Annotated in this window: 12 protein-coding genes; 3 read left to right on the forward strand and 9 right to left on the reverse strand. The window is 73.2% G+C overall.

The window, feature by feature from the left end:
* Positions 1-151: 151 nt before the first annotated feature.
* Positions 152-1,366, forward strand: a complete 1,215-nt coding sequence (locus tag ACZ7DL_RS01965) for an acyltransferase family protein (RefSeq protein ID WP_470770650.1) — start codon at positions 152-154, stop codon at positions 1,364-1,366.
* Here the strand turns inward: ACZ7DL_RS01965 and ACZ7DL_RS01970 are convergent.
* The gene (locus ACZ7DL_RS01970; RefSeq protein ID WP_470770651.1) at positions 1,329-1,979 is read right to left on the reverse strand and encodes a TetR/AcrR family transcriptional regulator C-terminal domain-containing protein; all 651 of its coding nucleotides are present in this window, start codon (positions 1,977-1,979) and stop codon (positions 1,329-1,331) included. The two genes, ACZ7DL_RS01965 and ACZ7DL_RS01970, sit on opposite strands and share 38 nt — an antisense overlap.
* A gap of 78 nt (positions 1,980-2,057) precedes the next feature.
* Between ACZ7DL_RS01970 and ACZ7DL_RS01975 the strand changes: the two genes are divergently transcribed.
* On the forward strand, positions 2,058-3,425 hold the full coding sequence (locus ACZ7DL_RS01975) for an FAD-dependent monooxygenase (RefSeq protein ID WP_470770653.1): 1,368 nt from the start codon (positions 2,058-2,060) through the stop codon (positions 3,423-3,425).
* A 4-nt stretch (positions 3,426-3,429) separates the two neighbouring features.
* Here ACZ7DL_RS01975 and leuE read toward each other — a convergent pair whose 3' ends face one another.
* Both leuE and ACZ7DL_RS01985 read right to left on the reverse strand, forming a co-directional pair.
* The gene (gene leuE / locus ACZ7DL_RS01980) at positions 3,430-4,080 is read right to left on the reverse strand and encodes a leucine efflux protein LeuE (RefSeq protein WP_470770654.1); all 651 of its coding nucleotides are present in this window, start codon (positions 4,078-4,080) and stop codon (positions 3,430-3,432) included.
* A 69-nt stretch (positions 4,081-4,149) separates the two neighbouring features.
* Entirely contained in the window at positions 4,150-5,730 is a 1,581-nt protein-coding gene (locus ACZ7DL_RS01985; protein WP_470770655.1) for an acyl-CoA mutase large subunit family protein, read from the reverse strand.
* 79 nt (positions 5,731-5,809) lie between these two features.
* On the opposite strand from ACZ7DL_RS01985, the gene ACZ7DL_RS01990 reads away from it, so the two are divergent.
* On the forward strand, positions 5,810-6,628 hold the full coding sequence (locus tag ACZ7DL_RS01990; protein ID WP_470770658.1) for a L,D-transpeptidase family protein: 819 nt from the start codon (positions 5,810-5,812) through the stop codon (positions 6,626-6,628).
* A 232-nt stretch (positions 6,629-6,860) separates the two neighbouring features.
* On the opposite strand, the gene ACZ7DL_RS01995 is transcribed toward ACZ7DL_RS01990, so the two are convergent.
* The 6 genes from ACZ7DL_RS01995 to ACZ7DL_RS02020 form a co-directional block, all read right to left on the reverse strand.
* A complete protein-coding gene (locus tag ACZ7DL_RS01995; RefSeq protein ID WP_470770660.1) occupies positions 6,861-8,024 on the reverse strand; it encodes a hypothetical protein in 1,164 nt (387 codons plus the stop codon).
* Complete coding sequence (locus tag ACZ7DL_RS02000; protein WP_470770661.1) at positions 8,024-8,686, reverse strand: RNA polymerase sigma factor; 663 nt, start codon at positions 8,684-8,686, stop codon at positions 8,024-8,026. The genes ACZ7DL_RS01995 and ACZ7DL_RS02000 overlap by 1 nt, the downstream gene beginning before the upstream one ends.
* A gap of 283 nt (positions 8,687-8,969) precedes the next feature.
* The gene (locus tag ACZ7DL_RS02005) at positions 8,970-9,863 is read right to left on the reverse strand and encodes a hypothetical protein (protein ID WP_470770662.1); all 894 of its coding nucleotides are present in this window, start codon (positions 9,861-9,863) and stop codon (positions 8,970-8,972) included.
* 185 nt (positions 9,864-10,048) lie between these two features.
* A complete protein-coding gene (locus ACZ7DL_RS02010) occupies positions 10,049-10,690 on the reverse strand; it encodes an RNA polymerase sigma factor (RefSeq protein ID WP_470770664.1) in 642 nt (213 codons plus the stop codon).
* A gap of 182 nt (positions 10,691-10,872) precedes the next feature.
* Complete coding sequence (locus ACZ7DL_RS02015; protein WP_470770666.1) at positions 10,873-11,259, reverse strand: hypothetical protein; 387 nt, start codon at positions 11,257-11,259, stop codon at positions 10,873-10,875.
* A gap of 172 nt (positions 11,260-11,431) precedes the next feature.
* Positions 11,432-12,001 (reverse strand): hypothetical protein, encoded by a 570-nt coding sequence (locus ACZ7DL_RS02020; RefSeq protein ID WP_470770667.1) that lies wholly within the window; start codon positions 11,999-12,001, stop codon positions 11,432-11,434.
* Positions 12,002-12,065 lie beyond the last annotated feature (64 nt).

Genomic DNA, 12,065 nt, shown 5'->3' on the forward strand with positions numbered 1-12,065 from the left:
AACGAACCGGGTCGCGGGAACGAATGATCGGCCTGTCGATCAAGACATTTCCGTGATTCGCCCAGGTACTGGTGAACCGGCTCCCGCACGCCGGGGACTTTCACAAAAAAGACGAGATGATCAACGCCGGTCCGGGTAGGCGCCGAACACCATGGCTGCTTTCTCCCCCACCCTTGCCGCCGTTCCCGCTCCCCCCGCCCGCGGAACGGCCCGTGCACAACGAAAAGGCCGTCTGCTCGCCCTGGACGGTCTGCGTCTCGTGGCCGCGCTGATGGTCTGCCTCTACCACTACGCCGGACGCGGCGGCACGGTCTCCGCCTCCTGGCACCAGACCCCGGCCCGCGTCTTCCCGACCCTGTCCCAGGTGGCCACCTATGGCTGTCTGGGCGTGCAATTCTTCTTCGTCATCAGCGGTTTCGTGATCTGCATGAGCAGTTGGGGCCGCACGCTCGGCGACTTCTTCCGCTCCCGGGTCGCCCGCCTCTACCCCGCCTACTGGGTCGCCCTCGCGCTGGTCACGGCGGCGGCCCTGGTCCTGCCCGCCGTCGTCCACCCGGTCCGGCCGGACGAGTTCCTGGTCAACCTGACGATGCTTCAACAGCCCATGAACGCGAACCGCGTCCTCGGTGTGTGCTGGACGCTCTGGGTGGAGGTGCGGTTCTACGCCCTGTTCGCCCTGCTCGTCGTCGTGCGCGGGGTCACCTACCGCCGGGTCGTGCTCTTCTGCTGCGTGTGGACGCTGGCGGCGGTGGTCTGCCGCACATCCGGGAACGCGCTCACCGACCAGCTGGTCATGCCCGAGTACGCGCCCTTCTTCATCGGCGGTCTCGCCCTCTACCTGATCCATCGCTTCGGCGGCGACCTGCTGCTGTGGGGCATCGTCGCCGTGTCCTGGCTGCTCGGGCAGAGCAACGCCACCCGCGGACTGTGGCACGCGGGCGCGCAGGGCGACTTCCACCGCGATCCGTACGTCATCCTGGCGATCGTCACCGTCGCCTTCGCCGCCGTGGCCGCGGTGGCGGTGGGCTGGACGCGGTGGGCTTCCTGGCCCTGGCTGGTCACGGCCGGCGCGCTCACCTATCCGTTCTACCTGGTCCACGAGCACCTGGGCTGGTTCGTCATCCGGGTGCTGCACCGAGGGCTGGGTCTGCCGCCGTGGCCGACGCTCGCCGTGACCGTACCGGGCATGCTGCTGCTGGCCTGGCTGATCCACCGGTTCGTGGAGAAACCGTTCGGCCCCCGGCTGAAGAGGGCGTTGAAGAAGACCCGTACACCGGAACTCTCCCCGGAGTTCGCCTCCTCGACCGACTCGACCGGCACAAAGGCCGTCAGCCGATCCCGTACCGCGCCTCGATACCCGCGATGACCAGCGCGAGCCCCTCCTCGAACTGCCGGTCGTAGTCGTCGAAGATCAGCTTTCCGGCTTCGGCCGCGAGCGGGAAGTCGGCCAGGCGCCGGGCGCGTTCCTCGACGTCGAACCCCTCCCGGCGCTCGCCCGGAAGGGGTCGCACGCCCTGCTCCTCGGTGACGAAACCGATGGTGTACGTGTTCACGGTCCGGCCCGCGTCGACGGCCTGGGCGAGCGTGAATCCCGCCGCCGTCAGCAGCCGCAGGTTCGCCTCGAGGGCCGGGGCGTGGTCCGTACCCGTGAAGCGTGAGCCGCTGAAGACCCTGGCGCCGTCGCGGTAGCCGAGCAGGGCGGCCCGCAGTCCGCGGTTGGCCTTCAGCAGCCGCTCCTGCCAGGTGTCGGCCGGGTCGAGCGTGGTGCCGGCGACCATCCGCCGGTACATCTCCGTCGCCATCTCGTCCAGCAGCGCCTGCTTGTCCTTGAAGTGCCAGTACAGGGCGGGCGCCTTGACGTCCAGCTCCCTGGCGATGGCGCGCAGGGTCAGCCCCTCCAGGCCGACCTCGTTCAGCAGCCGCAGCGCCGTGTCGGCGACCCGCTTGCGGTCCAGGGGCGCCCTTCGTTCCGTACTCACGCCGACAGCTTGACAGCTTAACGGCGTTAAGGGCACGCTCATGAGCGACAGCACTTAACGACGTTAAGGAGACTTGCGATGGATGTCCTGATCGTGGGCGCGGGTCCGACGGGTCTCACCCTCGGCATCGACCTGGCCCGGCGGGGTGTGGACGCCCTGGTGGTGGAGCGCGCCGACGGACTCTTCCCCGGATCACGCGGCAAGGGCCTCCAGCCACGCACCCTGGAGGTCTTCGACGACCTCGGCGTGGTGGACGCGATCCTGGCGGCGAGCGGGCCCTATCCGGACCGGATGATCTGGAAGGACGGCGCGCGGCTGGGCGAGCAGTCGATGTTCGAGAAGGTGGAGGCGGACGAGGGCACGCCGTACACCGAGCCGCGGATGATTCCGCAGTGGCGGACGCAGGAGGTGCTGTACGCGCGGCTGACGGAACTGGGCGGGCGGGTCGCCTTCGGGCGGGAGGCGACGGGCCTCACGCAGGACCCGGAGGGCGTGACCGTGGAGTTCGCCGACGGTACGACGATCCGCGCGGGGTACGTGGTCGCCGCCGACGGCGGACGCTCGGCGGTCCGGCGCGCACTGGGCATCCGCCTGGCGGGCGAGACGGTGGACCCGGCGCCGTTCGTGGTGGCGGACCTGCGGCTGACGGGTCTGGACCGGGACCACTGGCACGCCTTCCCGGGGGACGACGGCAGCGTCCTCGGGCTGTGCCCGCTGGCCGGCACGGAGGACTTCCAGCTGCAGGCGCGCCTCGCCGAGGACGCGGTACCGGACCCGTCCCCCGACGGCATCCGCAAGCTGGTCGCGCGCTGCACGCACCTGAACGCCGAGGACGTGACAGAGGTGCGCTGGGCGTCCGACTTCCGGCCGCGGGCCGCCCTGGCGGACCGGTTCCGGGCGGGCCGGGTGTTCCTCGCCGGCGACGCGGCCCACGTGCACTCGCCGGCCGGCGCGCAGGGCCTGAACACCAGCGTGCAGGACGCCTACAACCTCGGCTGGAAGCTGGGCGCGGTGCTGCGGGGCGGGGCACCGGACACGCTGCTGGACACCTACGAGGAGGAGCGCCGGGCGAACGCGGCGGCCATGCTGGAGCTGTCGACGGGCATCCACCGGGGGGAAGTGCGGCGCGGCAGGGCGACGGTACAGCTCGGGCTCGGGTACGAGGAGTCGTCCCTGAGCGTGGAGACGCGTGCGGTCACCGGCCCGGTACGGGCAGGCGACCGTGCCCCCGACGGCACGGTGGCCGGCGTACGGCTCTTCGACCTGTTCCGGGGGCCGCACTGGACGGTGCTCGGCGCGACGATGGCGGGCGTCCGCTCACTCCCGGCGGCCCCGGAGTCGTACGGCCCGGGTGTCTTCCTGGTCCGGCCGGACGGGTACGTGGGCTGGGCGGGCGAGACGGTGGTCGGGGCCGAGGCGGCCTACCGGGCCACGGTGGGTCTGTGACCTCCTACGCGCTGGCCAGCGACAGCTTCACCGCGAACCCGAGGAACAGCGCACCCGCCGCGGACGTGGCCGTCGCCGACAGCCGCTTGCGGCGGCGGAAGGCGGTGGCGAGGCGGGTGCCGCCGAATATCAGCGCGCTGAGGTAGAGGAAGCTGGCCGCTTGCGCGAAGGCGCCGAGGACGACGAACGAGAGCGCGGGGTAGGCGTAGCCCGGGTCCACGAACTGCACGAAGAAGGCGACGAAGAACAGGATCGCCTTGGGGTTGAAGAGGCTGACGACGAACGCGCGCCGGAAGGGCCGCTCATCGGTGACCCTGGCCGGCGTCGCCTCCTCGGCGGCCTGCTCCCGCCGGTTCCGCCACATCTGCCACGCGGCTCGCAGCATGCCGACCGCCAGCCAGCTCAGATATCCGGCGCCGGCGTACTTCACGATCCCGAACAGCAGCGCGTTGGCCTGGAGCAGCGAGGCGACCCCGGCGGCGGACAGCGTCATCAGCACGGTGTCCCCGCACCAGACCCCCGCGGCGGCGGTGTAGCCGGCCCGCACGCCGCGCCGGGCGGCCACGGACAGCACGTAGAGGGAGTTGGGGCCGGGCAGCAGGATGATCAGGGTCAGGCCCGCGAGATAGGTGGGGAGATCGATGACGCCGAACATGAGAAGGAGTGTGGCACGGGGGTATGACACTGCGGCTCGGGGTGGCGGTCGGTCGTGGCCGTCGAGGAGTCAGAACGCATCGCTCGGCACATGGCTGCCCCACACCTCCCGCAACGCCCCGCACACCTCCCCCACGGTCGCCCGCCCCCGCAACGCCTCCTTCATCGGGTACAGCACGTTGTCCTCTCCCTGGGCCGCCTTCTTCAGCGCGTCCAGCGCCGCGTCCACCGCCCCCTGATCCCGCTCGGCCCGCAGCTTCCGCAATCGCTCCGCCTGCCGGGCCTCGATGGCCGGATCCACCCGGAGGGGTTCGTACGGCTCCTCCTCGTCCAGCCGGAAGCGGTTCACCCCCACCACCACCCGCTCCCCGGAGTCCGTCTCCTGGGCGATGCGGTACGCGTTCCGTTCGATCTCGGCCTTCTGGAACCCCCGCTCGATGGCCGCGACCGCCCCGCCCAGGTCCTCCACCCTGCGCATCAGATCGACGGCCGCCTCCTCCACGTCGTCCGTCATCCGCTCCACCGCGTACGACCCCGCGAACGGATCCACCGTCGCCGTCACGTCCGTCTCGTGCGCCAGCACCTGCTGCGTCCGCAGCGCCAGCCGCGCGCTCTTGTCCGTCGGCAGCGCGATCGCCTCGTCGAAGGAGTTGGTGTGCAGCGACTGGGTGCCGCCGAGGACGGCTGCCAGGGCCTGGACGGCCACCCGGACCAGGTTCACCTCCGGCTGCTGCGCCGTCAGCTGCACACCCGCCGTCTGGGTGTGGAAGCGCAGCATCAGCGACTTGGGGTTCTCCGCGCCGAACTCCTCCTTCATCACCCGCGCCCAGATCCTGCGGGCCGCGCGGAACTTGGCGACCTCCTCCAGCAGCGTCGTCCGGGCCACGAAGAAGAAGGACAGGCGCGGGGCGAAGTGGTCGACGTCCATGCCGGCCGCCACCGCCGTACGGACGTACTCGATGCCGTCGGCGAGGGTGAACGCGATCTCCTGTGCGGGGGACGCGCCCGCCTCGGCCATGTGGTAGCCGGAGATCGAGATCGTGTTCCACTTCGGGATCTCGGCGGTGCAGTACTTGAAGATGTCCGCGGTCAGGCGCAGGGAGGGCTTCGGCGGGAAGATGTACGTCCCGCGCGCGATGTACTCCTTCAGCACGTCGTTCTGGATCGTGCCGGTCAGCCGGTCCGCCGCCACGCCCTGTTCCTCCGCCACCAGCTGGTAGAGGAGGAGCAGCAGCGCGGCCGGCGCGTTGATCGTCATCGACGTCGAGACCTGGTCCAGCGGGATGCCGTCGAACAGCGCCCGCATGTCCTCGATCGAGTCGATCGCCACGCCCACCTTGCCGACCTCGCCGTGCGCGAGGGGCGCGTCGGAGTCGTGGCCCATCTGGGTGGGCAGGTCGAAGGCGACGGACAGGCCCGTGGTGCCGTGGGCGATCAGCTGCCGGTAGCGGGCGTTGGACTCGGCCGCCGTGCCGAAGCCGGCGTACTGGCGCATGGTCCAGGGCCGGCCGGTGTACATGGTCGGGTACACCCCGCGGGTGAACGGGTACGCGCCCGGCGCGCCCAGCTTGTGGTCCGGGTTCCAGCCGGTCAGGTCGGCCGGCTCGTAGACCGGCTCGATCGGCAGACCCGACTCCGACTCACGTGCCATGGATGCCTCCGCGGTAGGACCGGTACTCCTCACCATGCCCCGTAGTTCGGCGCCGGTCACGCGGGGAAACATCCTCGGCATGAGGATCCCGCGGAGATCTGCCGTCCTGCTCGCCTCGACCGCCGCGCTCGCCGCGCTCTGCGGGTGCACGGTGCAGCCGGCGGACGCCGACGGCAAGCGCGGGCTGCCGGTGCAGGTGCAGGTGCCGGCCAGTCGTGCTCCGCAGCCCGCCCGGACGACGCCCATTGCCCAGCCGGCGCCCGCGCCACGGGTGGTGTGGTCGCGCGGGGACAGCGGGCCGGGGGTGCGGGAACTTCAGGCGCGGCTGCGTCAGGTGGCCTGGCTGGCGGTCGGGCCGACCGGGTCGTACGGCGATGCGACCGTGCAGGCGGTCAAGGGCTTCCAGGGCAAGCGCGGGCTGCCGCGGACCGGTGCCACGGACACCGTGACCTGGCAGCGGCTGGTGGCGATGACGCGTCCGCCGGACCGGTGGGAGCTGTATCCGATGGGCGGGCAGCCGGCCGCCGCGCCCGATCCGCGCTGTCTGACCGGGCGGGTGCTGTGCGTCAGCAAGACCAGCCGGACGCTGCGCTGGATGGTCGACGGGCAGACGCTGTCCACCATGGCCGTGCGCTTCGGCGCGCAGTACACCCCGACCCGCGAGGGTGTGTTCACCGTCTACTGGAAGTCACGGCACCATGTGTCGACCCTCTATCACGCACCGATGCCGTACGCGATGTTCTTCAGCGGGGGCCAGGCGGTGCACTACTCGTACGACTTCGCGGCGCGCGGTTACGCGGGGGGCTCGCACGGCTGTGTGAACGTCCGGGACGAGACGGCGATCGCCGGGCTGTTCGCTCAGGTGCGGGTCGGCGACAAGGTCGTCGTGTCCTGGTGAGCGCCGGGCGCCGGTGAGAGAGGTGGTTCGCGGGGCGCGGGCGGGACCGGGGGAACGTGTCCCGCCCGCGCCAGGTGCACGAGCCGTGGGTACGGGGGGAACCCCGGCTCAGTGCGACGGCCGATGACCAGTCGGCTCACTCAGTACTGCGTCGCAGGCTCCAGAAACGTCACACCTCGGGGCGAAAAATTTTCGCGAATCACAAAACCGCAGGTCAGAGGGGTGAAGCGGGTCAGGGGTTGGGGTGCCGGTCAGAGAGCGGTGACGTCGGAGCCGGGGCCGCCCGGTGCTCGCCCGGCGCGGTGGGCTGCGGGGCGAAGGCGGAGGGAGCGGGCGCGGCGCCGCGGTGCCGGCCGCCCTTGCCACCGCCCGCACCGCCGGGCCCGTGACCACGGCCGTTGCCCTTCCCTTGGCCGTTGCCCTTGCCCTTGCCCTTCCCTTGGCCGTTGCCCTGGCCCTGGTCCTCGTCCGTGTCCTTGTTCTCGCCCTTGTCGCCGTTGCCCTTGCCCGAGCCCTTGTCCTCGTGCCGCCCGGAGCCGGAGGTGTCCCCGCCGGCGTTGCCGTGGCCGGAGGCGGGGTCGCCGGCGGTCAGCAGGACCTTGCAGAACGTTGTCACGCGGGCGGAGCCGCCCGCCAGGTGCTCCAGCGCGCGCTTGCGGCCGTTGTCCAGGTCCTTGCCGTCCCGCAGGATCCGGCAGGCCGCGGCGGCGCCGGTCCAGCCGGTGCCGGGCGTCGCGGAGGGTGCCCCGGAGCCGGGAGACGCGCCCGTGTCCGGTCCTCCGCCGGGTGCCACGGCCTCCTCGGAGGACTTCGGGTGCCCGCCGTGACTGCCGCCCGGGGTACCCGGGCCCGTCCGGCCACCGGCCGTGGCCTGCGGGGGCGACGAGGCGAGCGGCCCCGCGGAGGTCTCCTCGGCGGAGCGGGAGACGGCGGGACCGGGTCGCTTGTCGCCGAACGGCGTGGGCAGCACTCCGCTGCCGGCGGCCACGGCGACCCCGCCGAGCGTGCCCGCGGCCACCACGGCGGCGAGCGCCAGGCGCACCGGGCGGGCCCAGCGGGGGCGCCGGGCCGAGATTCCGGTACGGGCCGGGGCAGCGATCCGGACCAGGCCCGCGTCGGCATCGGATACCGGGGTGCGGGCGGGCACGGGGGCATGGGCGGCGGCGGTGCGCTCCACCTCGGCGGCCTCGCGTGCCTTGCGGAACGCGGCCAGCGCGGCCTGCTCGCCGGGGAGTTCACCGGGCGCGGGAGCCGCCTCCGCGGCCAGCGCTCCAAGCACCTTGGAGAGGCGTTCGGCCTGGTCACGGGCGGTGTCGTCGACGGCTTCCAGCGACTCACCGCGCAGCAGACGTTCCGCCGTCTCACGGTTCAGCCACGTGTACTGCTCGTCGGCCATCACATGTCCTTCTGCGTCCGCGTACGCATTTGCGTCACCATTGCGGACGTCACCGCGCCCCGGCGCGGTTCTCGCTGCGGCGGAAGCGCGTCGAGTCCGCCCGCCGATTCCGGATCGGCGCCGATCAGCTCCGCGAGCCGCTTCAGACCGCGGTGCGCGGCGGTTCGGACGGCACCCGCGCGTTTGCCGAGCGTCTCGGCCGCGGTCTTGGCGTCCAGGCCCACCACCACGCGCAGGACGACCGCCTCGGCCTGGTCCTGCGGGAGCCGGGCGATCAGGGAGAGGGTGCTGTCGGTGGCCAGGGCCTCGATGGCCTCGCCGGCCGTGTCGGATTCGGCGGCGCGGCCGGTCAGCTCCGTCTCGTCGCCGCCGATGGCGGGGCGGCGGCCCCGCATGCGTATGTGGTCCAGGGCGCGGTTGCGGGCGATCCGGGCGGCCCAGCCACGGAACCGGTCGGCGTCACCGCTGAACCGGTCCAGGTCGCGGGCGATCTGCAGCCATGCCTCGGATGTGACGTCCTCGGCGTCCGGATCGCCGACCAGCGTGCGTACGTATCCGAGCAGCCGGGGATGCACCGCGCGGTACACCGTGCGGAACGCGGTCTCGTCCCCGTTCTGTGCCGCACGCACCGCGGCGGTCAGCTCCGCGTCGTCCCCCAGCACCGTACTCCCTTTACGCCTGTCTTCGGTCGGCGCGAAAGGCACGTTACGGCGTGAAACCTCTACTCGTCCATGTCCGTAGAAGATGCAACTAACTCGTGACCGGGTCCGGATGTGCGCAGGGTGATCTTTCGCCACGGCCGGGTGTGACAGAAACCGCACTCACGGCGCTGAAGAGAGTACGGGCCGCACGCGGTCCGCTACGCGACGGTCGGGGCCTCTCCTGTGGGGGGTGGCGGCCCCGGCCGTTGCTTGTGCCCAGCCGTTTCGCGGAGCCGTTCAGCGGCTATCGCTTCCCGCCGCCCGGCTTGCCGGCGGCCCGCTGCTCCCGGCCGCCGCCCTCGGTCCCGCCTGTGCCGGTGTCGCCCGTGCCGGCCGCCTTCCCGGTGCCGCCTGTGCCGCCTGTGCCGCCCGTGCCGCCGGAAGCGCTGTCCTTGCCGGTGCTCTTGTCCGTGCTCTTGTCTGTGCTCTTGTCTGTGCTCTTGTCCGTGCTCTTTCCGGTGTCGTCGTCCCGCGCACGTGCCACGCGGGCCGCGCAGTAGTCCGCCACTTTCTCCGCACCGCCCGCCGCGGTGACGAGCCGCTGCCAGGCCGTCGCCTCCAGGGCGCCGCCCCGCTCTTTGGCCCGTGCGTAGGCACGGCAGTGGACGAGGGCGTCCCGGGCGGTGGCCGGGTGCTCTGGATGCGCGGAGGGGCCGGCGGATCCGGTGCCGGCCCGTCCGGTGGCCGAGCCGCCTGCCGCGGTGCCGGGTGCCGGGGCGTGCGGGGTGCCCGTCGACGGCCGCGCGGACCGCGGTGCGGTGCGGCCGTCGTCGTGCGGGCGGGAACCGGCGGAGCCGATCGCCGCGACGGCGACCGAGCCGACGGTGAGGCTCGCGAGCGCCAGCGAGAGCGTGGTCCGCAGCGAGCGGCGGGCGCGGCGCGGCCGCCCGGGGCGCCAGTCGTCCCGGGCCCGGGCACGCGAGTCGTGCGCGGCCGCCTCCCGGGCGGCCCGGAAGGCGGCCACGGCGGTGCGCTCGGCCTCGGGGTCGACGCGCTCGGCGCGCAGCGCGGCACCGAGCCGCGCCTCCAGCTCGGCGAACCCGAGAGACGTGCCGGCCCCCTCCGACGCGGCGACGGTGCTGCCGGGATGCGCGCGCCGGCACTCGGGCAGCCCCTCACCGCTGTGCCGTTCACCCATGTCCGTCCCCGTCCTCGTCCGGTCCGACCGGAAAATCCGTACGGGGCCGTCCCGTCACCGCAACCCCGCACCCGAATCCACCCACGGCCGCAGCCCCGTACGCCCCGGAAGCCAAGGCCCCCGCGTCCTTGGAGCCGAAGCCGTCGCCCGGTCCGCCCCCGCATACGTCCCGCCTCCGGGCGCGTTCACCTCGACTCACCCAGCGCCGGTGGGTCGGCATCCGTCACACCGTCGGTGTGCGCGGCCGCCGATCCGGGCGCGCCGAGTCGGCCGGCGAGGCGGCGCAGACCCCGGTACGCGGCCGTGCGGACGGCTCCCGGGCGCTTGCCGAGGACGCGGGCGGCGGCCGGGCCGTCCAGGCCGACGACCACCCGGAGCAGCACCGCCTCGGCCTGGTCCCGGGGCAGCGCGCGCACCAGTTCCAGCGCGCGCTCGGTGGAGAGCGTCTCCAGGGCCTGGTCGTGCGTGCTGTGCCGGCCGGGCGGTTCCAGGGCGTCCTGTCCGAGCTGGGCCGCCCGGGGCCGTACCCGCTGCCGGCGCAGATGGTCCAGCGCGCGGTGCCGGGTGATGGTCGCGGTCCAGCCGCGAAAGCCCGCGCCGTCGCCCCGGAACCGGCCGAGGTCCCGGGCGATCTCCAGCCAGGCGTCGGAGGCGACGTCCTCCGCGTCCTCGCCGACCAGGCCCCGCAGGTAGCCCAGCAGGCCGGGCTGCACGATCCGGTACGCCACCGCGAAGGCGGTCTCGTCACCCTCCTGGGCCCGCGCGACGGCCGCGCCCAGTTCCCCGTCCCGCGGCTGGGGGCGGCGGGGTTCCCCTCCCTGGCCCAAGACCGTCCTCGTTCGTGCCGAGCTCCTGGCCACTGCGTGGCGCTTCCCTCACGGTGCGACACGTTCCGGCCGTGTCTGTCGCCCTCCACGATCACCAGCGTCGGCCCCGGCGGAAGTGTCACAGCCGGGCGGTGCCCCGCCGGTCGCCCGCGGCGGTCAGCCCCCGGCGGCAGCCCCGGCGGTCAGCCCGCGGCGGTCGCGTCCCGGCACAGCAAGCGGAGCGAACCGCTGCCGCCGTAAGCGCGGTGGGCCTCCTCGATGGGGTCCCACAGCCGGCCGTCGGGGGTGCGCACCCAGTGGTCGCCGCCGGTCGCCCACCACTCGGCGCCGGTCTGGCGGACGATCACCTCGCCGGCGTAGGCGCCGAAGCCGCGCAGCACGTGCTCGACGGCCGCGTACGGCGGCCCCTCGCGGCGTATCTCCTCGATCATCCGGTCCACCCGCCACAGGCTCTGCGCCGAGTAGTCGAGCCGCACCCGCGCGCCCTCGCGCATCGTCGCCACCGCGTCCGCCGCCCACCGCACGGGCTTCGCCGCGGCGTGCGGCCTGGTCTCCTGCTGCGCTGTCACGGACTCCGTCGTCCCGTACTGCGCCGTCACTTGGGCTGTCACTTCGGCTGTCACATGGGGAAGAGCGAGCCGGGGCGAGGTTCCGTCACTGAGTTCGGAGAGGTTTCTCCGACGTTTCGCCAACCGCCGCAGGACCGCCCCACGGCCCCCGCAGGAAGGTCACAGAGCCCCCTCACGCTCCGGTTTCCACGGCACTGCGCGCCCGGCGCGAGACCACCGCGCGCAGCACCCGGCGCCCCTCCACCGACACCTCCAGCGCCCCGCGCAGCCCCTGCGGCCCGTGGTCCGCCAGGAGCTCCAGGACCGCGACCTGGCGGCGCAGCTCGGCGGCGACGAGCGGGGGCAGGTCCGCAGTGTCGCCCGCGCGCCCGGCGTCGATGCCGTCCGCGGCGCAGATGCCGTCCGCGGCGGGGTCGAGCAGCCGGTGGATGCGCAGCGACGCGACCGAGCAGGCGTCGGCCCACGGCCGTACCGCGGCGGCGGTGCGCTCGGCGGGGACCGCGTCCAGCATGCGGAGGGCGAGCCGCGCGGCCTCGTCGTCGGCCCGGTCCGCGGAGGCCAGCGTGGCGCGGGCCCGGGTCAGGCTTTCGGCCCAGTCGGAGCCGTCGGCGAGGCTCGCCCACAGGGGACGCAGCAGTTCGTCGTCGCCGCCGAGCAGGGGCAGGCACCGATCCAAACAAGCCAAGCCGCTGGCGGCCAGTCCGCGTTCGTCGGCCTGCGCGATCCGTTCCACCAGGCTCATGAAAGCCTCCCTCGCCAGGGCACCGACCGGTACGGAGCCCACACTTCCCCTTACTGCGTGCGAC

It is taken from the genome of Streptomyces sp. NPDC036984, assembly GCF_055607665.1.